Here is a 26159-nt window from a genome sequence, read left to right as displayed (position 1 = left end):
TTGCCTTTCGTTATACCATTTAGTGATTAAGCTCTTTGAAAACAAAAGGCTCTTTCCGAAAATAAAATAGAAGGTAAAGATGTCGTTTACTCAACAGGCATTGTTTTATAGAAGAAAAGATGCCACGAAATTTAGTTGTTTACTTGTTAATTTTTATCGTAAGGAAAACAACACTCTATACGAAAGTGGCTTATTTCTAAAGCAACAATTCATGCGTAGACGATGATTTAAGAATTATTCTACAAAGCAAAATTGTCATTTTCACTCGAAACTAAGAGTCAATTGATATGTTTATTTTTAGAGCCAGCTTTATAACTTTATTCTTTGTATCTACAAATCTTTTTTAAATTTGTTTAGCTATCTCCGATTATTGTTTGCTGAAATTTTACATGTGTATAGGTGGAACAAAAGGCGGTATGAGCTGAAATTGAAGGTAGATTTTCATTTCTAATGAAGTTGTCACACTTTTTTATAATAAAATCTTATATAATATAAATAACTATCATTTTATGGGATGTGTAACAAATGAAAATGTTCAAGAAAATAGCATCCTATCGGTTAAATCAGCGTTCATTATCATTACAAACAAAATTAATTATACTCTATATAGTTATTATCATGGTACCAGTTATCACATTTACGCTATATTACACTGAACAAATCTCTAATAGTGCAATTAGAGATGTAACCAAAAAGCAAGAGCATTTACTAGAATTAGAGAAAATTAATATTATGAACCATATTGAAACGATGAGAAGAACAGCGCAAATTGTCATTTCAGATCGTGATTTTCTTGATTTTATAAAAAAAAACCATGATAGTAATACGACTGATTTACTTTATTTTAAGTCAAATGTGTTTTCAAATATTATTAAGTTGCAATTTAATAACCCTAATATTAATGATATTCGTATATATACAGCTAACCCTAATATTAAGGAAATGTGGCCAATTATATTTGATGAAAGTCGTATAAATAATAAGCCGTGGTTTGAGGAAGTAATGAATCGAAATGGCATAGAGCTTTGGTGGTTCGATAATGACAACGTTGACATTCTTAATCGCTCGCTCAACATTAGTGATGCGAAAATTTCTGTTTTAAGAGAATTGGAATACCCTAAAGGTGAGCACTTAGCGATTATTGAAATAAGTATGTTGCAAGAGAATTTTTTTCCGAAAATGTTTAGTAATGTGAACGAAAACGAGTCGGCAATTGTTGTATTTGATCAAAACTTGAATTTAGTTCATAATCCTTTTAATCAGTTTATTCAAGAAAATAACTTGAATATTATTGAATTGAGAGAGAAGTTCGTTGGAACTGATAGTCAGTTAACTTCATCCTTTCAATTTATGAATAATGAAAAACGATTTCTCGCAGTGTCGACATATATGGATGAGTTAAACAGCTACATGCTAAGTATTACATCTCTTGAAAGTATATATTCTGAAACAGCTAAAACGAGAAATCTAGTATTAAGTGGTATTATCCTTTTAGTAATTATTTTGTCTATTATCACGTATAAATTAATCTCTTATTTATTGAAAAATATGTATTTACTTATAGATTCGATGAAAAAAGTTGAAAAGGGAAATTTTGAAGTGGATGTTACAGTAGATGAACGTAGTGAATTTGGAGAGCTTGCCAACCATTTTCGTAATATGCTAGGAAAAATTAATAGTTTAATTGCAGATGCAGTTAACAAACAAGCTATTACAAAAGAAGCGGAATTAAGGTCATTAAAAACTCAAATAGATGCGCATTTTCTCTATAATACGTTAGAAAATATTAAAATGATGTCTGAAATTGAGGGGAATTACGAAGTATCTGATGCTGTCACATCATTAGGTGATATTATGCGCTATAACTTAAAATGGAAGAACGATTTTGTAAGTCTAGGTGAAGAGCTAAGCCACATACAAAACTATGTTGATATTATGAACTTACGTCTAGACAATCGTCTTACATTAACACTGACGATCCCCCAAGAATTGAAAGAACATGAAGTGTTAAAAATGTCCTTACAACCTATCGTTGAAAATTCGATCAAGCACGGAATTTCACCGATCATATATAACAAACAAGGAATCATTGATATAAGAGCTTCGGTTGAAATGAAAAATATTTATATTGAAATAACGGACAATGGGATAGGTATGACGCAAGAAGAAGTTGCTGAGTTGCATGAGAAGATAAGTTTACCTTCATCTCGCATAGAAGAAACTGAAAATGGAAGCGGTATCGGCCTTAGAAATGTACATGAAAGAATTAAAATACATTATGGAAACGAATACGGGATGTCAATTCAAAGTGTGAAAGGGCAGCAGACAAAAGTAATGATTAAAATACCGTGTTAACTCATCTGGGAGGTAACTACAATGTATAAGTTATTAATAGTAGATGACGAAAAAAATATTAGATTAGGTATTCAAGCGATGATCAAAAGGGAATTCTCTAAACTCATCGATACGATGGTTGCTGCTGACGGAGTAGAAGCATTAGAATTGATTCGTGAAAATAGCATAGACATATTGATTACAGATATAAAAATGCCTCGGATGGATGGTATTGCACTCATAAAAGAGCTTCATACGAGTGAAGATAAGCCAATCCTATTTATTTTAAGTGGCTATGATGATTTTGAATATACGAAAGCAGCGATTAAATGTAAAGTTAGAGACTATTTACTAAAACCAGTAAATCGTCAAGAATTATTTGAAGCTTTGCAACATACAATTGATGAACTAGCTACAAATCGCTTAGCTTCACATCAACATTTAGATGATTTTCGGACGAGTCAATTAAACTACATATTATTAAATCCAAATATACAAGAGGAACAAGTCCAGCACATTTGTACAAAAATGAACGTTAATGTTTTTTCAAATGGTTATTACGTAGGTGTGATTGAACAAGATCGCATAATAAAAGGAGAAGACTTTCTTCAACATATAAGAAACCAAATTACAACATATCGTAAAAATGATGCTGATGATATTTTTTGTTTTTTAGATAAGGATGGACATACGGTAGTTATAACGGGAAATGAGAGTATATTTACTTTTATAAAAGATCAATTTAAGAAAGAAAAATATCCTTCATTTTCTATTGGTGTAAGTGAGAAGAGAGCAGAGATTAAGCAGTTGAAGAAGTCCTATATTGAAGCTTGCTATGCTGTGAAATATCAGTTTTTATTTCCTAAAAGGCAAGTCATTTTGTATAAAGAAATAAAAGATAGGAAAGAAAATATTGCGCCACCGATTGAAGCAATTAATAAAATATCGAATATGTTAGGGACAGAGAGAGAAAAAGAAATTAAAACACTTCTTTTTGCCGTTCTTGATTACGAAAAAATATCAAAATATGATATTAGTTACATGGAAACGATAGGTAAAAAGTTGAATACACTTGTTTTCGAGAAATCTTTTGCAAAGCTTGGGGAAGAATCTATTGAGAATTTTCAGCTCGTTCACAAAGTTGCAGATATCTACAATTTTAACGATTTCCATCAGTATTTCCATGCGGTTGAAGATTTGACGATGCGATTACATGAATATATTAAACAAGTTAAATCTGTTTATTCCGAACAAAAGTATATGGATAAGGCACTTCAATATATTGAAGATAATTTTCATAAGGATTTAAATTTGGCGGTAGTATCGAATTATATCTCTTTAAATTATTCATATTTCAGTCATGTTTTTAAAGAATACACAGGCCTTAATTTTGTAGATTATTTAAAAAAGGTACGCATTCGCCGAGCAAAATTGCTCTTGGTAGATACTGGAGAGAAGGTTTATGAAATTAGTAAACAAGTAGGCTATAAAAACCCAAAACAATTTACACGAGTTTTCCGTGAAATTGAAGGCATATCACCAAAGGAATATCGTGAAAAAATAAAATAAGTAAATTAACTTTATAATATTCCTAAAAATCATTGTGTAAACAGTGATTAACTGAACAAAATAGTTCGTTATTTCTCTTAATTATTATAGGTTTATTGCCCTCCCTAAAATTTTGTAACCGAATACAAAATTATATATCTAAAGATGTGCTTATAGCAAAGGTAAAATAATGATGAGAAATAAAAATGAGGGTTGAAGGAAAAGGAAATTTTCCTACGATTGGTAGGTATGTGCAAAATGGAGGTCTACGATATTTTGCACTAGGACAAGTAATTTCAATAACATTAATTGAGGTGTTAATTATGGAAAAATACAAATTTGATAATGAAGGCTATTTTGTCATTCAAGATTACGATAACGCAAAAACTTTTTCAAGCTTCTTACCTGGGGTAGCAGGTCTTTACGGTGTTCCGATGTGGGCATTTTATGTAAATCGTGGACAAGCTATGGTGTCTTTTGGTGTTCAAGATAAAAACCATGCGATTACAGAATTTTTTCCGGCAAACCAAGCATACCAACGTGTATCAATGAATGGTTTTCGTACATTTATTAAGGTTAAAGGTGAAGCTGGTGAATCTATCATTGAGCCGTTCTCTTCCTACGGCGGTTCGAATGGTAAAGGTAGGAGCATGAAAATAAAAGAAAACGAATTAAAGATTGAAGAGATTGACGAAGTAAGTGGAATTAAAACGGTAGTCACATATTTCACGCTTCCAAATGAAAACTTTGGTGCATTAATTCGTAAAGTTGAGATTGAGAATATTTCTGACAAAGCAGTGCAAATGGAGGTTCTTGATGGCCTTCCAGCAATTATTCCATTTGGAATAGATGATGCAGCTTATAAAGCAGTTGGGAATACACTAAAAAGCTGGATGGATGTATTTAATCTCGAGAATAACATTCCATATTATCGTGTACGATCATCAACTAATGACACTGCAGAAGTTGAGGAAATTACAAAGGGGCATTTTTATTTAAGCTTTGTAAATGATGGTGAGCTGTTATCCCCTATTGTAGATGGAGATCTAATCTTCGGTCACAATAGTTCAATGTCATATCCTAATATGTTTGAGCAGTATACTGTTTCGCAATTAGTTGATAAGACTCCAATTACAAGCAACAAAGTGCCGTGTGGATTTTCAGCATTTGAGGCGTCGTTGCAACCGGATGAAAACGTTGTCTTAAATACAATCATTGGTCACGTGAACGACATAGAAATTGTTAATAACAAAAAAGATGAGATTGTTACTTCCAAATTTATTAATTTAAAATATGAAGAAGCAAAAACGATCGTGAATGATATAACTGAAGATGTTACGACTAAAACTGCTCATCCGTTATTTGATGCATACAGTAAGCAAAGCTATTTAGATAATATTTTGCGCGGAGGGTATCCGATTACACTTGGAACTGATCAAAATCCATTTGTTTACTACGTGTACTCTCGTAAGCATGGAGATTTAGAACGAGACTATAACTTTTTCTCCCTTGCGCCAGAATTTTTCTCACAAGGAAATGGGAATTTTCGTGATGTAAATCAAAATAGAAGAAATGATGTGTTCTTCCATCCAGAGGTTGGAGATTACAATATTAAGCTATTTATGAGCCTTGTCCAAGCTGACGGTTACAACCCACTAGTAGTAAAAGGTGCAAGCTTTGAGCTAGTTGATAAGACTGATATGGAGTGGCTTAGCGAGTTGTTTAATTCTCTAGAAGATAGTCAATTTATGAAGCAAAAGCTAAATAAGACGTTCACACCAGGAGATGTATTACAAACAATTGTAGATAAACAACTGTCTCTATCAACTTCTCTAGAGGACTTTTTAACGGTTATACTCTCTAAAAGTAAACAAAACATTGAAGCTGAATTTGGTGAAGGTTATTGGATGGATCACTGGACATACAACCTTGATTTAATAGAAAATTATTTAAAAATATTCCCAGAAAATAAAGCTTCATTACTGTTTAAAGACCAATCATATAAATATTTTTATAGCCCTGTGTTCGTCAAGCCAAGGTCTGAAAAGTACGTACTTGCGAACGATAAAGTTCGACAGTATGGAGCGATACTTGAAGAAGAGCAAGCCACAAGTGGAAATTGGTTAACAACGAAAAGTGGAGAAGAATATACAACAAACTTGTTTGTGAAATTATTTAATTTGAGCCTTGTGAAATTTGCTACATTAGATCCATACGGTATGGGAGTTGAGATGGAGGCTAACAAGCCAGGTTGGAATGATTCAATGAACGGCTTGCCAGGGCTTTTTGGATCTGGTATGAGTGAGACATTTGAATTGAAACGACTGCTTCAATTTGTGAAGGTTGCTGCTGCAACATCTGAAGAAAGCTCGATTTCACTTCCAGTTGAAGTGCATAAACTGTTTGAAAGCGTGAATAAGGCAATAAATGAGTCTATAACAAATTCTGTAGATGATTATCATTATTGGAATGCTGTTACATTTGCACGCGAACAGTATCGAGAAGCTATTCGCTCAGGCTTCAGTGGGGAAGAAGCAGCTGTTTCTTTAGCTACTATAGAGGAAATGGTCACGATTTATTTAACTAAAATACACAAGGGGATCACTAAAGCAAAAGAGCTTGGAAATGGTCTCGTACCAACATATTTCTACTTTGAGGCAGAACATTATGTTGAGAGAACGGCAGCTGATGGCTCATTAATTCTGAATGACAAAGGTCAACAGCTAGTAGAAGTAACGTCATTTACGGTTCACACATTACCACATTTCTTAGAAGGTCCTGCAAGAGCATTAAAGAGTATGACAAAACAAGAAGCATCAGATACTTATACAAAAGTGAAGGCTTCTGACATGTTTGACCGTGACTTGAAAATGTACAAAACATCAAGTTCACTTGAAGATGAAACATTCGAAATTGGTCGTTCTAGAGCATTTACCCCTGGTTGGCTAGAACGTGAATCTATCTTTATGCATATGGAGTTCAAGTATATATTGAGTGCATTAAAAGCAGGTCTATATGATGAGTTTTTCGAGGATTTAAGAACTGCCTTGCCACCATTTATGAATCCTGAGGTGTATGGAAGAAGTGTACTAGAGCATTCATCATTTATTGCTAGTAGTTGTAATCCAGATCCAACTGTACACGGACAAGGGTTTGTAGCGAGATTAAGTGGAACAACAGCTGAATATTTAACGATGTGGCAAATGATGATGACAGGTAAAACATTATTTACTGTTGAGGAAGGGCAACTAATGTTAACGCTACAGCCTATACTTCCAGAATGGCTATTTGATAATAATAATCAAGTTGAATTTACTTTCTTAGGGAAGACAAAAGTTACTTATCATAACCCGAATCGCAAGGATACATTTGGTGAGAACGGTGCAAAAATAACAAAGTATGTGTTACACAGTGATAGCTCATCTGTCGAAGTACAAGGTGAGAAGGTGGAAGAGCAATATGCACTGCTAATCCGTGAAGGAAATATTAACAAAATAGACGTACATTTAAACTAAATTTTGAGGTGTAAATACTATGCAAATGAAAGTCATACAAACAGCAAAGAACAGTAACGAGCGTTTTGAAGATAAAGGAACAGTAGAGCTTTTAGCTGGTCAACCGAAGTCTAATAATGTCCTAACGATTGACAAAAGTACAAAATATCAAAAAATCATTGGATTCGGAGGAGCCTTTACCGAGGCCGCTGCTTATACATTGTCCCAAATTCCAGAAGAAGAACGTAGGAGCATCATTGAAAGCTATTTTCATCCTGAGAAGGGTTTAGGGTACTCACTTGGAAGAACACATATCCATAGCTGTGATTTTGCACTTGAGAATTATACGTATGTAGAAGAAAATGATATAGAATTGACAACATTTTCAATTGATCGTGAACATAAATATGTTCTTCCATTAATTAAGGATGCTATTAGTTCAAGAGGTGAAGAGTTGACAATACTATCTTCACCTTGGAGTCCACCAGCGTGGATGAAAACAAATAATGACATGAATCATGGGGGCAAATTAAAAGAAGAATACTACAAAACATGGGCTCTTTATTACACAAAATATATTAAAGCAATGGAAGAAGAAGGTATTAACATTTGGGGTATTACTGTCCAAAATGAACCAGAAGCTACTCAGGTTTGGGATTCATGTCGTTATACTGCTGAGGAAGAAAGAGATTTTGTTAAAAATTATCTAGGTCCTACAATGGAAGAAGAAGGTCTAGGGCACAAAAAGATTATCATTTGGGATCATAACCGGGATATCGCATATGAACGTGCAAAAACAATTCTTTCAGATTCTGGTGCTGCAAATTATATTTGGGGAACAGGCATCCATTGGTATGTTTCAGAGGAATTTGAAAACTTATCAAAAATTCATGATGATTTTCCTGATAAGCATCTTATTTTTACAGAAGGATGTATCGAAGGTGGCGTACAGCTTGGTGCATGGCATACAGGGGAACGTTATGCTCGAAATATGATTGGTGATTTTAATAATTGGCTTGAGGGCTGGCTTGACTGGAATATCGTGCTAAATGAACAAGGTGGGCCAAATCATGTAGGTAATTATTGTGATGCACCTATTATCGTTAATACAAAAACAGGTGAAGTTCATTATAATAGCTCATATTATTATATTGGTCATTTCAGTAAATACGTTAAGCCAAATGCAACAAGAATTGGACATGAATTAAATAATGATTCACTACAAACAGTTGCATTTCAAAATGAAGACGGTTCAATTGCAGTAGTTATGATGAACGCTACTGACAAAGATGAAAGAATTAGTATTTTATTAGATGGTAAACATTCAGAGCTAGTATTACCAGAGCATTCAATTACAACAGTACTTATATAAACAACTGGGGCTATCATATAGAGTTAATAATAAAACGGGAGAAAGTAACTATACGTGAAATAATAGTACTTTCACCCGTTTTTCTTGTTATATTCGACAAACCTACGAAAAAGAGCCTAATAGAATGAAAGGTGATTAATATGAACTATAGAGAGCTAGGGAAGACAGGAATACAAGTATCAGAGGTAGGCTTCGGTGCATGGCAATTAGGCAACAAACAAGATTGGGGGGAAATGAGTGAAGAGTATGCGGTTCAACTAATTCACGATGCAATTAGTCAAGGTTGTAATTTTTTTGATACAGCTCCTAACTATGGGTTAGGAAAAAGCGAAGAGTTACTCGGCAAAGCGTTGGAGGGCAAGCGAGATCAAGTAATTATTAATACTAAATTTGGTCATCATCCTAATAATGTTCAAGATTTTGATGTGAGTTTATTAAGACAATCTCTTGAAGCTAGCTTAAAGCGTTTAAATACTGATTATGTCGATTCGATCTTATTGCATAATCCGCCATTTGAATTTCTAAATGGAAATAGTCCGCATTATGAATTGCTAGAACGTTTAAAAGAAGAAGGAAAAATCCGTGCATATGGTGCATCGGTTGATTCCAGCCGTGAATTATTTGAATTACTAGAAACAACAAACAGCCAAGTGATTGAAGTCATGTATAACATCTTCCATCAGGAGCCCGCAAAAGCATTCCAACTAGCAAAAGACAAAGGTGTTGGTCTTATTATTAAAGTCCCACTAGATTCTGGTTGGCTTTCTGGCAAATATAATGCACATAGTACATTTGAAGGTGTACGCAGCCGTTGGTCGAAAGAACAAATTGAAACAAGAGCAAACTTATTGACGCAGTTATCATTTTTAACAGCTGATGGAGCAACTATGGCACAGGCTGCCTTACGTTTTATTCTAGCTAGGTCTGAAGTATCAACCGTAATCCCTGGGTGTAAAAATATTGAGCAATTGACAGAAAACGTATCAGCAACTGAGATGGTATTGTCGGATGAGGATGTAAAACAAATCCGACACCTTTGGGAGAAAGAACTTAAAGATGAGCCGTTACCTTGGTAATTTTATTGTTAGGTTTTTTAGCTAAAGCTGTTTTCGAATAGATTTTTTGTTATCGTACTAAGAAATAAATACGAATACACAAAGCATTCGTGGTAACTTTTCTCATTTAAAACGTTACATTAGTCTAATTAGCAACAAATTTTATGAAAGAGCCTTACTTAATGACCCTAACCTTTATAGGCAGGGTCATTTTAATTTGTTAGGGCAGAGTCGCCACCAGTTGCCTGATGTATTGTTTTTTAACTAGAATAGGGAAACCTTGACTAGATAATACTTAGAAAATGTTTTAAGTGAAGGCGTTTCTCGTAAATTTTGTTACTGAGAAAGAAAAGATGCAAAGAATGGTAGTTATATTCGAGTTTAACTCGTATTACGAAAAGCAACAATTATAGCGAGGTAAAAAACAATTATACTAATTTCTTATATATTATCATTTTATTGATGCAGATATAATTGTAAGACAGGAGGAGACGCTATGATTACTGAATTAGATAAGGTTGATTTTATTAAATGTAAATCGTTAATTAGTGAACAAGGACAGGTAGAGGCTTCAGCAATTATTGAAGGAAATAATCCAGGGCGCATATTTGTAGATAATACCATATCTCCTTCATCTGGGGTTATTTGGTTAGGGAACAATGATGGATTTATCTTTTTTGGAAACCCCCATAATGAAGAATTTAATTTGAGTCTAAATAAATTTATAGATACTAAGATTTTACCAGATGCTGTTGGATTAGGATTGGATTACTTTGAAGCAATGGCCACTCATTCTGGCTGGAATAAGACACTAGAAAATCTATTTAAACATAGAGAATTGATGAGCTGGAATCAAAGAGTATATAAGCTGAGAAAGGACCACTTCAAACCAGAGCATGAACCATCTGTCGATCAAGATTATGTGACAATGAAAGTGACAAAATCTATGTTCTATAACAGAGAAGTCCCTATTAAAAACATTGAATTTTTACAAGCTAAAATCTTGGAGCTTTGGGAAACACTAACTGATTTTTTTAATAAGGGAATTGGTTATTGTATTGTTCATCAAAATAAAATTGTAAGTTTATGTATATCAGGATTTGTAGGTCATAACGTTCATGGCATAGCTATTGAAACACTAACTGCGTATCAAGGAAAAAAGCTTGGGCAAAAAGTAGCACATCAATTTGTTTATCATTGTCTTAAAAATAGTATCGTGCCTTATTGGGATTGCATGGAAATGAATAAACCTTCAATTGCTGTTGCTGAAAGTATTGGCTTTACATTAGAGTACGATTATATCAGTTACGAATTTTTATTCGTTAAAAGTTGAATGATAGATAGAAGGAAAGAGTAGGTATGATAGAATGTGTAATTACAAAAATTTCACCAACCTAGAGACGGAAAGACTGTGTTCAAGACAAGTAGACGAAAAAGATGTAGCGTTTGTATATAAGCTATTTAGTTAGGCTCTTTTCGTAAGGAAAGTTATTATTTATACAAAACTACAACAACAAAAAGGTTTTCTGAAATTGTCACCGTTTTATAGAAGAAAAGATGCCCCAAACGTTATTCATATTCGTGTTTAGTTCTTTTTACGAAAAGGAACAACTAATGCGTAAGTAGCCTCTAGTAACGAAGAAGTTTGTAAATATCTATATGATGAAGAATTGTATACGAGTATGGATGATGCAAAAGAGTTTATAAGAGATTATAGTCATTCTGAGGCAAAAGGTCGAAATAGATAGTGTATCGTTAGAAAAGAAGATAATCAACAATTACGTACATGTGGATTCCATTGCTGGGACCTTATAATCATATTGCGGAAATTGGCTATGATTTATGGCTTGATTATTGGGGGCAAGGATATATGAAGGAAGCCTTGACTACTACGATTGATAGTGCCTTTAACAATATGAATCTAATTAGAATTAATGCATTTGTGGCGATAGAGAATGATCAATCTAAATATTTACTAAAATCTTTAGGGTTCCAAAATGAAGGAATCCATCGTGAAAAACACTTATATCGTGGGAAGTACTATGATCATTACTCATATTCACTATTAAAAAGAGAGTGGGTGTGAACACTACACTGCTCATTAACTTGCAACCTATGTCACTTCGCCATATCATCTAAAGAAATGAACCTTCCAGTGAAATGGCGAAGAATAGGGTGTATACACTCTGATTGTTCGTATTCTATACGAGTGAAACTTTATTGATAACATATTCCTCTACAACCTGTGCTACACCATCATTCATATTTGTATCGGTAACAAGGTCTGCTTTTGCTTTGATGTCATCAGGAGCATTACCCATGGCTACGCCAAGACCAGCAAATTCAATCATCGTAAGGTCATTATAGCTATCACCAAATGAGATCACTTCTTCTTGCTTTATTCCGAGCTGCTTAATGAGGAAATCTAAACTGGCTCCTTTTGTAACACCTAAAGATGTAAATTCTAAGAAAAAAGGTTTTGATCGCAGGACACATAATTCCCCAGCTAGCTCAGCTTGTAGCTTGTTCTCTACTGCTATTAACCTTTCAGGCTCTGCTAACATTAATGTTTTCACGACAGAATCACTGACTGCCTCTTTGAAACTGCTTACTTGTTGCACTGGTAATCCTGTTAACTGACTTTCGATGGTGGAAAATTTATTTGGTGTTTCTGTCACAATTGAATCTCCCACATACGTTAAGATTGCAACTTCTTCCCGCGCACTTAAATCGTACAAACGGTGAGCCGTTTCTGGTGAAAGTACATTGCTATATAATTCTTCTTTTGTATGGCAATCAATGATTTTTGCTCCATTATATGACAGAATATAACTTCTGAATTTTTCTAGCTGAAGCTCTGATGCAATTGGAAGCATTCCAAATGTTGGACGTCCAGAAGCAAGAACGACTTTCACGCCAATTTCTTGTGCCATCATTAATGCATTTTTTGTGCGGGGGGATATAGTTTGATCATCTCTGAGCAAGGTATCGTCTAAATCAAGTACAATCATTTTATATTGAATAGTCATCTTGGTAGTTCCTTTCTTGTTTGCTTGAACTCTATTATACTACTACAAATAAACAATTATTAGAAATGAAAAAAATAGTACATTTTTATAGTAATGAAAATGTATTAAAGCAATATAATGTATTAGCGTATACACTTATGTTTCCTAGGATCTTATACTTGTACAGTTGTACATAATGAAAAATATATAACAAGTTGAGTGATGTTATGAAGAAACTGTGAAATGATGTTACATTATATTGTAGATATAATGCTAATGGTATATATTAGAAATGAGGAAGATAAAATAATAAACTTTCTCTTTTTCAAGGGTATTGGTTTAGTCGTATATTGAGTGGTTTAGTAAGATTGCATGTGAAAACATTCACAAACCAAAGGAGTTGAATAATGATGTCTTGGATAAAGGGTCCTAAAATGGCAGTTTTATGGACATTACTTAGAATTTGGTTAGGGGTACAATGGATACAAGCAGGTTGGGAGAAAGTTACAGGTGAATTTGATGCGTCTGGTTATCTGCAAGGTGCTATCGGTAAAGCTTCAGGAGATCATCCAGCTGTACAAGGGTGGTATGCAACATTTTTAGAAAATGTGGCGGTTCCTAATGTAGGGTTATTTAACTTTTTAGTAGCTTGGGGGGAACTATTAGTTGGTATAGGACTAATCTTAGGTGCTGCAACTATTCCAGCATTAATTGCAGGAGCATTTATGAACCTAAATTTTTTATTAGCTGGAACAACTAGTACAAATCCGATTCTATATACTGTAGCATTTATATTATTAGGCGTAGGGACAGCAAGCTATTATTGGGGTGTCGATCGGTTTGTAATTAATTACGTTAGAAACCGACAAGGAAAAGAGAGCATTAATTTTAAGCAATTACCTAAATAGTCGTGTAAAAGGTCTGAACCTTTAATTTATACACATCGTGTATAGTGAAGTTCAGACCTTTAGTTTGATTTTATTAAAGTAAACTAACCCCAGCTGGGAGTTATCACTTAACCTTTTTGTCTAGCTTTACTTTGTCTTATGCCTGCTGCATCTGCACGGGCTTGAGCTTCTAAATCCTCTTGATCAGCCAGCTCCCGTGAAAATTCCTCGTTAATCCCATCAAACTTCAAATTTCTAGGGACTTGTGGAAGACCTGCCTTGTTTTTATCTCGCGAATTTTGTCCACGACTTCTACCCATAATACGATCACTCCTGTTAATTATTTTAAGAACTAAACTTTTTAATTTAACTGTAAAGCTGTTTCGATGTGTTGACCTTGTTGCTGTTAACAATTAAATCCGTATACATGCAGTATTCATAACGACTTTTCTTTATTAACAATAACAGTCTTTAAAAACTCTAAAAAACACTACAAAAGATTCTTTAACAAACATTAATAGGGTGAACAGATTTAGGTAAAATATGCATGATAAAGCTACAGTTTTTTGTCAAGGCTGTTATTCAGAGTCATCGTTAATGATGGGCTTGTTTACTTGTGAATCCACCAGCTTGATCAGCCATTTTAAAATCTCTAGCATACGAAACTTCTTGTGCATTACTTAATGTGCTTTTTGTCTTATCGCGTCTTTTTTTTCTGTCTACCATCATTCAACCCCCTTTTTCAGGTAAGTATTTTTAGTGTCACCATACATATGATTATCAATGCATAAATCATTGAATCCTTTTTCATATGAGTATCTCTTTGTTAGGTTAAATCATGCAAGGTGATGGTAAGTAGTTATTTCACTAGCAATGCTGACAACGCATCCTCTAAATGCTGATAACAAAATGTAAAACCTTCTGCTGTAAGGACATCTGGCAAAACTTTTTGCCCTTCTACAATAAGCATACTCATTTCGCCGAGTAGTAGCTTAAGGGCGATAGCTGGCGCAGGGAGCCAATGAGGTTTTCTCAAAGCTTCTCCTATTTTAATGCCAAACTCTTTCATCGTTTCAGGGTTAGGTGCAGTAATATTAACTGGCCCGTGCACGTTTTTATTACTAATAACGTAAGCGATAGCCTGACATACATCATCGATATGAACCCAAGATAGCCATTGCTTTCCTGAACCCACAGTCCCTCCGATAAACAGCCTGTATGGAGTCGTCATCTTAGGTAATGCACCTTCACTTTTTCCGAGGATAATTCCGAACCGAGCAAATACTGTTCGGACATTATATGACTGTAAATCATTAGCCGAGTTTTCCCATGCTGAAACTGTCTTTGCGAGGAAATCAGTTCCGATGTTTTCATCCTGTTCTGTAAAAGTAAGAGCTTCAGATGTACCGTAGATACCGATTCCACTTGCATTTACTAAGATATCAGGTTTTATTTCTAAATTTGCAATGATTCTAATTATTTCATTCGTGGCTTCGAGTCGACTATTAACAATTCTTTTTTTACGTTTTTCAGTCCACCGACCACTATTAAGAGACTCACCCGCTAAGTTTATAAAAGCAGTCATTCCGTTCAACTGACCCTCAGGGTTACTATTATCATTAAGCCATGTCACGTAGTGTATAAGTGGATTATTATGAATTAAATTTTCCTTTCTAGTTAAAATGAAGCATTCATGTCCTTGATCAACAAAATATTGCGTAATTGCTTTACCAACAAACCCTGTACCACCAGCAATTGCTATTTTCACTCCGCTCACTCCTAACCATTAAGTACCATTTTCTTCATTATAAATCGTATACTCCTTTTAACACTAATTTTTTGCTAAAATTAAAGGAGGGGTGATAAGTTTGGCTTTTATAACAAAAATAGTTACGCAAAAGAAGAACTCGGAGCGATATAATGTTTATCTCGATCGAGGCAAAGGTGAAGAATATGCATTTAGCGTCGATCAAGATGTTCTTATAAAATATAATCTTACAAAAGGCAAAGAAATTGATGAGCTAGATGTTGGAGAAATTCAGTTTGCAGATGATGTGAAAAAAGCTCATAATGTTGCATTAAGATATTTGTCATATCGAATAAGGTCGATTAAAGAAATTGATGATTATTTGAAAAAAAATGAAGTCCCAGAGCAGATCATTCAAGAGGTCGTACATAAGTTACAAGAAGCTAATTATGTAGATGATGAGAAATTTGCGTTGTCTTACGTACAAACACAAATTAAAACGTCTATAAAAGGTCCTGATAAAATAAAAAGAGAATTGAATGAAAAAGGAATTTCGGCAAAGTATGCAGAAAAAGCAATGAATACCTATACTACTGAGTTGCAAATTCAACACGCAATGAAACATGCCGAGAAAATATCTAAACAAAGTGCTAAGTTTTCAATACTAAACATAAAACAAAAAATTGAACAAACTTTAGTTCGAAAAGGGTTTTCTTGGGATATTATACAAATTGTAATTGAAGAGATTTCACAAATTTCTGGCCAAGAAGAAAATAATGAATTGGAGGCGTTACAGCATCAAGCTAACAAGATAAACAACCGTCTGAAGAAATATACCGGATGGGAATATGAGCAAAAGTTGAAGCAAGCACTGTACCGCAAAGGATTTTCTATTGAGTTAATTGAAGAATTTATTCAAAAGAATAAGCCCTTTGAGTAATAGGTATAAGACTAGAAGACAAAAAGCGTCATTAAGTGACTTTATTACGTGTCGGGGATGAACAATCTGCTCTGCATTTCTGGTTGTCCAGCTTCCAGCACCTATCTCCAGGTCACTTCACCATTTCATCTGAAGGCAAAATACGCCTTCTAATGAAATGCTTCCAGTGCTTGTCGGGGATGAACGAGGCGCCGCGCTTTTATATTGTCCAGCTCCGCCTCCTAGCCTCTTAAGTCGTTTCAGCTATTCAACAGAAGACAAAAAGCGTCATCAGCTGAATAGCTTCCAACGCTTGTCGAGTCTGAACAATCGGCTCTGTATTTCAGGTTGTCCAGCTCGAGCACCTATCCCACTCGAGGTCACTTCACCATTTCGCCAAAAAACTCCTTCATAGTCTTTGACTCCAATACTAATCGCATATTTGACTCTTAAATACGGTGAATTGACCCGTATAACTGAATAATTGACCCATATAACTGAGTAATTGACCCGTAAATACAGTGAATTGACCCATATAACAGAAAATTTGACCCGAAATATGGACGATTGCACTCTACCAAAAGCCGGGGCTAGTGTTAGGTAAGAATTGAGTTCGCTTTACTTTCCTCATCACTCTATAATAATTTCTGGACGACCGTCGTCTAGTTCAATGATTTTTTGTGCAACTTCTGAAGGTGACCGAAGGCGATTTTTATCCTTAATATGGTCGGATTCTTCCCAAAATGGTGTGTCCATACCACCCATATATACAGCTGTCAATGATACAGAAGTATGTTCTAATTCTTTAATTAAACTCTCAGTGAAACCTCTAACAGCGAACTTACTAGCTACATAAGCAGATTCGTTCACTTTTCCTCGCAAACCGGCGGTGGATATAATGTTCATAACTTTGGCTTTTGGTAATGATAAAAGATAAGGTAGGCATGCCTTTGTTAAATTGATAGTTCCAGTTACATTTGTTTCTATCATATCATTAATATTTGAATATGTTAGGTCTGTTAAGCTACCGAAGTAACCTATGCCAGCGTTGTTAATTAGCGTTGACACATTATATTCCTTTAATAGGTTAGGAATTTGTAATTCGATTTCATTACCATTGCGTATATCCATTTTGTATACAAAGGCACGTCCGCCAGCTTCATTGATCATAGATTGAACTTTGTAAAGCTTATCTAGTGATCTGCCAGTTAAGACAATATTCTTTCCACTTTGACTGTATTGGACGGCAAGTTCTTGCCCTAAGCCGGAACCAGCTCCAGTAATTAAGATTGTTTCTGTCATGTTGAATTCTCCTTATGCGTTTATAAATCGTTATGGTTCAAAATTTTATTGATATTTTACCACAACTATGCTTAAACTAATAAATATTGTGAAAATATCCTTTGAATGAAAATTATTTTATGAATTCGTTAAGAATACTTTTTATCAAGAAAACGCTTTACATAAACTATAATCAAATACGTTCACAAATAAGCCATAAAAGATTGTGAAATGCAGCACATAGTTCGAGTATAATGATCTGTGTGTTTAGATTAGATGATCTAATTTTGTAGTTATTACTTCAGGCAGTTACTGCCGTCTTATTTAAAATGAATAAGCACTGTCCCATTTGCTTTACACTTTTATGACAAACGTTACGATTTGTTACTTTTGCCTACAGAGAATGTAGGCTTGTTTAAGTATTGTTTAGAAGTATGTACTTTTCTAAATGGCTCTTTTCGTAAACTTAACCTTTACAAATAGAACCGTGAAGAAGTAGTTATATATGGACGACATGATTTAAAGAACAGTGTACTTTTTTTCTTTTCGTAGTACTAAAACCGACAATCGATGAGGAAACAGCTTTCTTAATAAATGAAAAAGGTGATATCGATATGAATTTTTTAGAAATTATTACGGCTTCATCCCCTATATTAGCAGTTTTTATTTTCTTAGTCATTTTAAGGTTACCTGCAACAAAGGCTATGCCGATTAGTTTAGTTCTAACAGGCATTATGGCGTTACTCTTTTGGAAGATGCCTTTTGTTCAAGTTGCAGCTGCGACAATTGAAGGTTGGATTATAACTATTTCAATTTTGTGGATTGTATTCGGTGCAATTTTATTGCTTAATACGTTAACAAATAGTGGTGCAATGGATTCAATTCGTAATGGATTCTTAGGAATTACACAAGACAGACGTGTACAAGTCATTATTATAGCATGGTTATTTGGTTCGTTTATTGAAGGAGCTGCTGGCTTTGGAACGCCTGCTGCCATTGGGGCACCTTTACTAGTTGCATTAGGTTTTCCTCCTTTAGCCGCAGTTGTTTTAGCACTCATTGCAGATAGTAGTGCTGTATCGTTTGGTGCAGTTGGTACACCAGTGATTGTTGGAGTCAATCAAGGTCTTCAACAAGGTTCCTCAGTTGCAACTCAAGTGGTCGAATCACTTGGTACTGATTCATTAGGAGTATATTTACAAAATGTTGCTAAACAAGCTGTTTCAATGGACATTTTTATTGGGACATTTATTCCTTTAATACTCGTTGTCATTTTAACGCGCTTTTTCGGTGAAAACCGTTCTTGGAAGGAAGGCTTACAAGTGTGGAAATTTGCTTTGTTTGCAGGGTTAAGCTTTACTGTGCCCGCCTTTATCGTCGCCACCTTCCTTGGGCCAGAGTTCCCATCAATTATCGGTGGACTTGTTGGTCTAGCTATCGTTATACCTGCCGCTAAAAAAGGTTTCCTTTTACCAACAAAGCATTGGGACTTTGGTGATAATGAACAGCAACATGAAATTAATGAACATATAAAGACAGAAGATGAAGGTAAACAATCACTTTCTATACTAATGGCATGGATTCCTTATTTGTTAGTAGCGTTGTTACTCGTTCTTACACGTATTGATGTGTTGCCATTTAAAGATATGCTCCGTTCAGTAAAGGTTGGTATGGGTAATATTCTTGGCACAAACATAAGTAATTCATTCGAGCCGTTATATTTACCGGGAACTGTTTTTCTCGTAGTCGTATTAATAACGGTGTTTCTTCACCGTATGTCAGCAACAGCAGTTAAACAATCCTTTGTTACTTCAGCAAAAACGCTAGTAGGAAGTGCGATCGCACTAGGTACAGCTTTGCCTATGGTTCGGATTTTCATAAACTCGGGGGAAAATAGTGCGGATTTATTAAGTATGCCAATGGAGTTAGCTCTAATGGTTTCAAATGCTGTTGGTAATGCTTGGCCTCTTGTTGCACCAATTATTGGGGCACTAGGTTCATTTATATCAGGTAGTGCTACGTTTAGTAATATGATGTTCTCGTTATTCCAATTTAGTGTTGCTGATCAAATTGGTGTAAGTAATCAATTAGTATTGTCACAACAAGTATTAGGGGCAAATGCGGGTAACATGGTTTGTGTACTGAATGTAGTTGCTGCTGCATCTGTTGTAGGGCTCTTAGGTAAAGAGGGCCAAATTATCCGTTTTACGATTATTCCGATGTTATTTTATGCCATAACAGCAGGTATCATAGGTTTAATTATTTCATTTATTGTTTAAATCATGCTTTGTATCTTAATAAAAATGCATTATACTATTAATAGATTATTATCACATTGATTGTTGTAATTTTATACAAAGGAGTAACACTATTGGCTTCATTTTTCCTTTTATAAGATGACAATCACATAGCTATTTCTATTTAATAACAATAGCAATAAAAATTAGATCGAAGTCATTAATAATTATAAATATGGATAGATGGGTAATCAGGTGGGGGAACTACTTCACCTGATTGTCATTTCCCATGAGTTCATTAATACGATAACGGAGTGTAGCTACACATGGTTGAGAAACGTTTTAGTGAAATGTCTGAGTTTGAACTTAAGAGTGAAATTGGATCCCTTTTGGAAAAAGCACGTAAAGCGGAACAACTTGGCATGGTTAATGAATTTGCTGTACTAGAGCGAAAAGCTGTTATAGCAAAGGCTTACTTATTAAATCCTGAAGATTTTCTACCTGGTGAAGTATATGAATTAGAAGGCGATGTAGGGGTTCATTTTGTAGTGAAATATTTAAATGGCATATTCGTTTGGGGGAATCGAACTGGTCAAGAAGATATTGAGGAAGGTATTCCAATTTCAATGCTAGGGAAAAAAGTGAAGGATACAAAGTAAGAGAGGGTATACCCCTCTCTTATTTTGTCTTCACATAAAATTATTAACTGCGCTTTCTCGTTTGATTTTCTAATATGATTAAGTTTTGTGCTTGCTGTGTTTCACCATTCACTTGAGCGTGAGCATGTTTAGGGTTAGCACCTGGCTGTTGATACGGGTTAGAATAACGGTTATCAAAAAAACGTTTTTTAGTATGCTTAGCCACTATCACACCTCCAAGGTTAAGGTAAAGTAATGCTTATTCAATAAGAGTTTTGCCTTTGACCTGAAGCCCTCATTCTTTCCTGAGGGTGAGTATTAATCGTTCCATTTGCTCGTTTAGATGCATACTCAGCTTTCGCACGTGGTTCTCCTTCGAACTTTTGGTTGTTTTGATTTGGAAATCCTGTCGTTTTATTTCTTACCAAATCTCTCCGCCTCCTAAGTGTAGATGTGTTCAGGAACACATTATTAGTATGAGGAGATACATGGGGTATATGTATGTGTAGAAATGGGAATTTGCGGATAAACAAATAATAGACGGTTATCTTTTTTCTACTAATTCCTACAACAGCTTGGGGAAGGGTCAGATGTGGCAACTTTATTGAAAGTGTGTAGTCTGACCCTTATAGAAGTCTAGCTTAGTATGTCATCATGTTTAATTTTTTTCTAAGCTTTTGATCACTAAATACCCATCCTGTATATGAGCTTATTATATTTAAGTCTAAATCAAGCTGAACAACTGCGACGAATGGGTAATGTCCTTTGCTACGATATCGTAAATCAATAAATTTCACTTCATAATAATCATCAAATTCATTGATTACCCAACGATAAATGGGCGAGAATGATAAAAATGCTGATAAGTTTTCATCTTTTTTAGCAGCATCAATGATCGGTGAATCAGGAACAGGTTGCTTTTCATATTTATCATGTAAAATAATATCATCATCCATAGCTCTTGCTACATAAAAGTTATTTTTTGTAGCTATAGCCAAATGCCATTGATTAAATTTAAAGGTAGGAGATATGGTTATACTTTCGACATCTTTATGATGTTTTAAAATTGATTTAGTAATTTGTCGCTGTTTAACTAGTCGTATCACATAGTAGATAGCAATTATCATATACATTGTCAAAAAAGTATAACCTGGATATGCACCTAGCTTCCATACAAAAATACCAAGAATATGCATAATGAAAATAAAAGGGTCGAAGGTATTTATTACGCCTAGAGCAACCCATTTTTTTGTAAAAGGTCGCAGAGCTTGTGTCCCATAAGCATTAAAAATGTCGACAAAAACATGGAGGATTACAGCTAGAAATGTCCAAATCCATATATGTAGCACATTCCCACTAGGAAATATAAAATATAAAACGAAAGTGATCAACAAAGGCCATAGTAATACCGCAGGAATAGAATGTGTAATACCTCGGTGATTTCGAATGTATTTTGCATTGTTAAATTTCAATATTGTATCTAGATCTGGTGCAAGTGAGCCAACAATAGCTCCTATCATGATGCCTTGTGCAGTTATTGAATCAGCTCCTGCTATCGGATCAAGAGTTGCTAAACCACCGATAGCAATTCCCATAACTATATGTGTTCCAGTATCCAATCTTGATCCTCCTTAATGGAATATTATATGGCATTTTGAGCGTTTTTGGAGAACAGAAGAACATATCAATACAAACATATTGGTTTTTGCTCTATTCTTATTTAATGTAACCAAATACCAAGATTTCTAAAGGGGTTTTTTTAATGGAAGAAAGTTTAAAGATGTTTATTGAGTATCCTATAAATGATCTCCATATTTATCAATATGAACAAGTTATGGAAGATGTGTTATTCTTTCTAACAGAATTTGAAGCAGCAAAGATTGAATGGTATAGAACTTCTAGCGGTTATATTGAATCATTTTATCTTCCTACAAGATCTCATTATTTTGCACTTCGAAAAGTTCGTAAGCAAAAAAATCATTCTATTTTTGGTCAATTTGAGAACTTTGTCGATGGTGGATTAAAAAACATACACAGTTGGGCTATTGTTAGCTAGGTATCAATTTCATCTTAAGTGTAACATCTAGGAGGTATATCGTGAAATATTATGACAATATTTTAGAAAACTTTAACATTGAACAATTTCAAGATGATCTACTTTATTGGTTTGCAAAGGAACAGCGTCAGTTACCTTGGAGAGAGGATCAAAATCCTTATAAAGTATGGGTATCGGAAATCATGTTACAACAAACGAGAGTTGACACTGTAATCCCATATTTTAAACGATTTATTGATAAGTTTCCTACGATTGAAGTGCTAGCAGAAGCGAATGAAGATGAAGTGTTAAAAGCTTGGGAAGGACTTGGTTATTATTCACGAGTACGTAACCTACATACTGCAGTAAAAGAAGTGAATGAGAAATATAATGGCGTCGTTCCAAATAAACCTGAAGAAATATCAAAGCTAAAGGGGATAGGACCATATACGAAAGGTGCTATATTAAGTATCGCCTATGATATACCAGAGCCTGCAGTAGATGGAAATGTAATGCGGGTATTATCAAGGATTTTGTCTATTTGGGAGGATATAGCTAAAACTAGCACGAGAAAAATATTTGAAGAAATAATTAGAGATTTGATCTCAAAGGAAAATCCATCACACTTCAATCAAGCTTTAATGGAGCTAGGAGCATTGATTTGTGTACCAGGAAAGCCAGCTTGTTTATTATGTCCAGTTCGGGAACATTGTCGAGCAACAGCTGAAGGTGTACAAAGTGACCTTCCAGTTAAAAGCAAAAAGAAACCTCCTAAACGTAAATCGATGGTAGCGGTTGTGTTAACAACGAAGGATGGCAAAATTTTGATTCATAAACGACCGAAAACGGGTCTTTTGGCTAACTTATGGGAATTTCCAAATTGTGAGCTGTTTACAGACTTAGGGACAGCAAAAGAACAAATAAAAGCCTTTATTGAGAGTGAGTATAAGGTGAATTGTAAAATAGGTAGTCAAATAACAACTATTGAACATGTTTTCACACATCTTATATGGAACATTACTGTATATCAAGGAGAGATCATTGAGAATGTGGATAAGACACTAGATTGTGAAATTGTAACAAATGAAGAAATGGAGAAATACGCTTTTCCTGTTTCACATCAACGTATATATGAACAATTTAAAATGTTAAGGTAAGCTTCTACTATTCGAGTTAAGAATGTTATACTCCTCCTCTTGACTCGATCTCTTCAATAATCTCTCTATGGATTGTTTGACCTTCCACATTTAAATATGGTGTTATTTGCTGTAGCGAATGATGAAAAAAAGACAATTCTTCGTTCTTCCATTTGTTTTTTGCCATCATTGATAACTCTGTTAAATCACGACCTGTATACATGTTATTCACCCCTTTTTTCCGCGTTATTTCTCCCTTTGTTATTTTTACTTTTCTTATAATTAATTATACTGAATTCTAGAAGTTGTTCATCTGAATCAATGATGTGATAAAATATTCATCAGAATGTGAATGAAGGAAAAGGAGCTTGATTTAATTGGCAGAAAAAGTAGCACTCGTTACAGGAAGCAGTAAAGGGATTGGCAAGTCGATTGCACTTGAGCTAGCGAGAAAAGGATATCATATTGTAATTAATTATAACCGAAGCAAAAGTGCTGCTCTCGAAGTAGCAAAGGAGATAGAATCTCTAGGCAGAAAAGCATTGCTTATAAAGGCTAATGTAGGGAGTATTGAAAAAATAAATGACATGTTCAGTGCGATTGATGACACATTTGGCAGGCTTGATATATTCGTAAATAATGCTGCATCAGGTGTGCAACGTCCTGTCATGGAGCTAAAAGAGTCTCATTGGGATTGGACAATGGATATTAATAGTAAAGCATTATTATTTTGTGCTCAACAAGCCGCCAACCTGATGGAGAAAAATGGCGGTGGAAAAATTGTTAGCATTAGCTCATTAGGGTCAATAAGATATTTGGAGAATTATACAGCAGTTGGAGTGTCGAAAGCTGCTTTAGAGGCTTTAACACGATACTTAGCTGTTGAATTATCTTCTAAAAACATTATAGTCAATGCAGTTTCAGGTGGGGCTGTTGACACTGATGCACTAAAGCATTTTCCTAACAGAAACGACATGTTAGAGGATGCCCGTAAACATACACCAGCTGGTCGAATGGTAGAAGTAGAAGATATTGTGAAAACAGTATTATTTTTAGTGTCTGATGATGCACAGATGATACGTGGCCAAACGATTATAGTTGATGGAGGAAGATCATTGCTCGTTTAGAATATGAAAAATATCATTTTTTTTGGATAGTCCTTTCACCTTCTGGTTACATTATATGTCGTGGAGGTGATTAATAGTGGCAAAAAACCAAAATCAACAGCCTAACAAAACAGCTTCTGGAACGAATATTCAACAGGTAAAGCAACAAAACGCGCAAGCTGGACAGTACGGAACAGAATTTGCGGGTGAAACGAATGCTCAAGAAGTGAAACAACAAAATCAACAAGCAGAAGCGCAAAAAAATCAAAATAACCAAAATAACCAAAATAACCAACAATACTAAGAATCACCAACAGGCACTTCTTATTCACGCATAAGAAGTGCCTTTTTAATCGAATAGCTTTTAATATCAAAAAAGAATAAATCATATTTCTATAAACTCATGCGTCCCTTATGGGTAAATTTGCTATTCACTCAAAAAGGAATGTGAAATTTAGCATATTACACCCTGCTCCTATCCATAGAATTTGGACTTATTATGAGAGGAATTGACAGTATGAGAGCTTTTATTAAGTTCAATTGTTTTAAATTCTCAATTGAACCGTTATAATAAGAGAAACAGGAAATAATTCTTTGGTAACATTTTGAAGAAAATTTAGGTTCAATAGTTTCCAAAGCGTCCAATGAAAGTAGGGGAGAAAGATGGGTTTTCCCATGGAAGGAGACAAAATACAAATACATAGCTACAAACATGATGGACATATTCATCGAATTTGGGAAGAAACCACAGTTTTAAAAGGGACGAAAAACTTGGTTATAGGTGGAAATGATCGGACGATGGTTATTGAATCTGATGGTCGAACATGGATAACGAGAGAACCAGCAATTTGCTACTTCCACGCCAAACATTGGTTTAATGTGATAGGTATGCTAAGGGAAGATGGGGTATATTTCTATTGCAATATTAGCTCTCCTTTTGTATGGGATAAGGAAGCTATAAAATACATTGATTATGATCTGGATATAAAAGTATTCCCAGATATGACGTATGTACTTTTAGATGAGGATGAATATGAGCAACACCGCAATCAAATGAACTACCCTGAAGTAATTGATCGCATTTTGAAAATGAATGTTGAACAATTAGTTCATTGGATTCGACAAAGAAAAGGTCCTTTTTCGCCTGATTTTATAGACATGTGGTATGAGCGTTTTTTAACATTTCGGGGATAATTCTTACATAAAAGTTCTCATTTGTATCATACCTCTTTACGTAAACTTTATGGCTATGATAACTAAATGAGAACACCAAAAAATGAGTTTTTCAGTTGGTATCGTTTTTAGACAAGAAATGCACGAACATTTGAATTATTTGTATTTATTCCTTGATAAGATAGAACA

Annotated in this window: 25 protein-coding genes; 16 read left to right on the top strand and 9 right to left on the bottom strand. The window is 34.5% G+C overall.

The window, feature by feature from the left end; genetic code table 11:
• Window positions 1-525: 525 nt before the first annotated feature.
• From V1503_RS06585 to V1503_RS06555, 7 genes are all read left to right on the top strand, one after another.
• On the top strand, window positions 526-2355 hold the full coding sequence (locus V1503_RS06585) for a sensor histidine kinase (RefSeq protein WP_410625711.1): 1830 nt from the start codon (window positions 526-528) through the stop codon (window positions 2353-2355).
• A 21-nt stretch (window positions 2356-2376) separates the two neighbouring features.
• Entirely contained in the window at window positions 2377-3903 is a 1527-nt protein-coding gene (locus V1503_RS06580; RefSeq protein WP_410625708.1) for a response regulator, read from the top strand.
• A gap of 185 nt (window positions 3904-4088) precedes the next feature.
• Window positions 4089-7397, top strand: a complete 3309-nt coding sequence (locus tag V1503_RS06575) for a cellobiose phosphorylase (protein WP_410625706.1) — start codon at window positions 4089-4091, stop codon at window positions 7395-7397.
• Window positions 7398-7416: 19 nt separating this feature from the next.
• Window positions 7417-8748, top strand: coding sequence for a glycoside hydrolase family 30 protein (locus tag V1503_RS06570; RefSeq protein ID WP_410625705.1), 1332 nt, complete (start codon window positions 7417-7419; stop codon window positions 8746-8748).
• Window positions 8749-8888: 140 nt separating this feature from the next.
• Window positions 8889-9824, top strand: coding sequence for an aldo/keto reductase (locus tag V1503_RS06565; protein WP_410625702.1), 936 nt, complete (start codon window positions 8889-8891; stop codon window positions 9822-9824).
• A 475-nt stretch (window positions 9825-10299) separates the two neighbouring features.
• The gene (locus V1503_RS06560; RefSeq protein ID WP_410625700.1) at window positions 10300-11136 is read left to right on the top strand and encodes a GNAT family N-acetyltransferase; all 837 of its coding nucleotides are present in this window, start codon (window positions 10300-10302) and stop codon (window positions 11134-11136) included.
• 465 nt (window positions 11137-11601) lie between these two features.
• Window positions 11602-11889, top strand: coding sequence for a GNAT family N-acetyltransferase (locus tag V1503_RS06555; protein WP_410625697.1), 288 nt, complete (start codon window positions 11602-11604; stop codon window positions 11887-11889).
• A gap of 115 nt (window positions 11890-12004) precedes the next feature.
• On the opposite strand, the gene V1503_RS06550 is transcribed toward V1503_RS06555, so the two are convergent.
• Window positions 12005-12826, bottom strand: coding sequence for a Cof-type HAD-IIB family hydrolase (locus V1503_RS06550; protein WP_410629396.1), 822 nt, complete (start codon window positions 12824-12826; stop codon window positions 12005-12007).
• 395 nt (window positions 12827-13221) lie between these two features.
• On the opposite strand from V1503_RS06550, the gene V1503_RS06545 reads away from it, so the two are divergent.
• The gene (locus V1503_RS06545) at window positions 13222-13719 is read left to right on the top strand and encodes a DoxX family protein (protein ID WP_410625695.1); all 498 of its coding nucleotides are present in this window, start codon (window positions 13222-13224) and stop codon (window positions 13717-13719) included.
• A gap of 107 nt (window positions 13720-13826) precedes the next feature.
• Here the strand turns inward: V1503_RS06545 and V1503_RS06540 are convergent, their stop codons facing one another.
• The 3 genes from V1503_RS06540 to V1503_RS06530 all read right to left on the bottom strand — a co-directional run bounded on the left by V1503_RS06540 (window position 13827) and on the right by V1503_RS06530 (window position 15466).
• Window positions 13827-14018, bottom strand: a complete 192-nt coding sequence (locus tag V1503_RS06540) for a YfhD family protein (protein ID WP_214480501.1) — start codon at window positions 14016-14018, stop codon at window positions 13827-13829.
• A 274-nt stretch (window positions 14019-14292) separates the two neighbouring features.
• Window positions 14293-14424, bottom strand: coding sequence for a YfhE family protein (locus V1503_RS06535; RefSeq protein WP_214480500.1), 132 nt, complete (start codon window positions 14422-14424; stop codon window positions 14293-14295).
• A 133-nt stretch (window positions 14425-14557) separates the two neighbouring features.
• Window positions 14558-15466: a TIGR01777 family oxidoreductase gene (locus tag V1503_RS06530; RefSeq protein WP_410625692.1), complete on the bottom strand. Its 909-nt coding sequence runs from the start codon at window positions 15464-15466 to the stop codon at window positions 14558-14560.
• Between the two features lie 91 nt (window positions 15467-15557).
• On the opposite strand from V1503_RS06530, the gene recX reads away from it, so the two are divergent.
• The gene (gene recX / locus V1503_RS06525) at window positions 15558-16385 is read left to right on the top strand and encodes a recombination regulator RecX (protein WP_410625690.1); all 828 of its coding nucleotides are present in this window, start codon (window positions 15558-15560) and stop codon (window positions 16383-16385) included.
• Between the two features lie 609 nt (window positions 16386-16994).
• Here recX and V1503_RS06520 read toward each other — a convergent pair.
• Window positions 16995-17666: an SDR family NAD(P)-dependent oxidoreductase gene (locus tag V1503_RS06520; protein ID WP_214480496.1), complete on the bottom strand. Its 672-nt coding sequence runs from the start codon at window positions 17664-17666 to the stop codon at window positions 16995-16997.
• Between the two features lie 593 nt (window positions 17667-18259).
• Between V1503_RS06520 and V1503_RS06515 the strand changes: the two genes are divergently transcribed.
• Both V1503_RS06515 and V1503_RS06510 read left to right on the top strand, forming a co-directional pair.
• Complete coding sequence (locus V1503_RS06515; RefSeq protein WP_410625686.1) at window positions 18260-19924, top strand: L-lactate permease; 1665 nt, start codon at window positions 18260-18262, stop codon at window positions 19922-19924.
• A 284-nt stretch (window positions 19925-20208) separates the two neighbouring features.
• Window positions 20209-20541: a YfhH family protein gene (locus tag V1503_RS06510; protein WP_320258997.1), complete on the top strand. Its 333-nt coding sequence runs from the start codon at window positions 20209-20211 to the stop codon at window positions 20539-20541.
• A 43-nt stretch (window positions 20542-20584) separates the two neighbouring features.
• On the opposite strand, the gene V1503_RS06505 is transcribed toward V1503_RS06510, so the two are convergent.
• The 3 genes from V1503_RS06505 to V1503_RS06495 all read right to left on the bottom strand — a co-directional run bounded on the left by V1503_RS06505 (window position 20585) and on the right by V1503_RS06495 (window position 22139).
• Complete coding sequence (locus V1503_RS06505; RefSeq protein ID WP_214480494.1) at window positions 20585-20746, bottom strand: YpzG family protein; 162 nt, start codon at window positions 20744-20746, stop codon at window positions 20585-20587.
• Between the two features lie 37 nt (window positions 20747-20783).
• Window positions 20784-20948: a small, acid-soluble spore protein K gene (locus V1503_RS06500; protein ID WP_214480493.1), complete on the bottom strand. Its 165-nt coding sequence runs from the start codon at window positions 20946-20948 to the stop codon at window positions 20784-20786.
• Window positions 20949-21161: 213 nt separating this feature from the next.
• The gene (locus V1503_RS06495; protein WP_320258995.1) at window positions 21162-22139 is read right to left on the bottom strand and encodes a metal-dependent hydrolase; all 978 of its coding nucleotides are present in this window, start codon (window positions 22137-22139) and stop codon (window positions 21162-21164) included.
• A gap of 143 nt (window positions 22140-22282) precedes the next feature.
• On the opposite strand from V1503_RS06495, the gene V1503_RS06490 reads away from it, so the two are divergent.
• Both V1503_RS06490 and mutY read left to right on the top strand, forming a co-directional pair.
• Complete coding sequence (locus tag V1503_RS06490; protein WP_214480491.1) at window positions 22283-22576, top strand: hypothetical protein; 294 nt, start codon at window positions 22283-22285, stop codon at window positions 22574-22576.
• 41 nt (window positions 22577-22617) lie between these two features.
• On the top strand, window positions 22618-23712 hold the full coding sequence (mutY, locus tag V1503_RS06485) for an A/G-specific adenine glycosylase (protein ID WP_410625682.1): 1095 nt from the start codon (window positions 22618-22620) through the stop codon (window positions 23710-23712).
• Window positions 23713-23737: 25 nt separating this feature from the next.
• Here mutY and yfhS read toward each other — a convergent pair whose 3' ends face one another.
• Window positions 23738-23914 carry a mother cell protein YfhS gene (gene yfhS / locus V1503_RS06480; protein WP_214480489.1) on the bottom strand — a complete coding sequence of 59 codons (177 nt, stop codon included), beginning with the start codon at window positions 23912-23914 and terminating at the stop codon, window positions 23738-23740.
• 154 nt (window positions 23915-24068) lie between these two features.
• On the opposite strand from yfhS, the gene fabL reads away from it, so the two are divergent.
• The 3 genes from fabL to ntdP all read left to right on the top strand — a co-directional run bounded on the left by fabL (window position 24069) and on the right by ntdP (window position 25991).
• Window positions 24069-24818, top strand: coding sequence for an enoyl-[acyl-carrier-protein] reductase FabL (gene fabL, locus V1503_RS06475; protein ID WP_410625679.1), 750 nt, complete (start codon window positions 24069-24071; stop codon window positions 24816-24818).
• Between the two features lie 76 nt (window positions 24819-24894).
• Window positions 24895-25101 (top strand): gamma-type small acid-soluble spore protein, encoded by a 207-nt coding sequence (locus tag V1503_RS06470; protein ID WP_214480487.1) that lies wholly within the window; start codon window positions 24895-24897, stop codon window positions 25099-25101.
• 359 nt (window positions 25102-25460) lie between these two features.
• A complete protein-coding gene (ntdP, locus tag V1503_RS06465; RefSeq protein WP_214480486.1) occupies window positions 25461-25991 on the top strand; it encodes a nucleoside tri-diphosphate phosphatase in 531 nt (176 codons plus the stop codon).
• Window positions 25992-26159: the final 168 nt, after the last annotated feature.

Origin of the sequence: Nanhaiella sioensis (assembly GCF_046557775.1) — a bacterium.
GTDB lineage: Bacteria > Bacillota > Bacilli > Bacillales > SM2101 > Nanhaiella > Nanhaiella sioensis.
The sequence above is the reverse complement of the archived record's forward strand: the minus strand, read 5'-3'. Positions and strand labels throughout refer to the sequence as shown.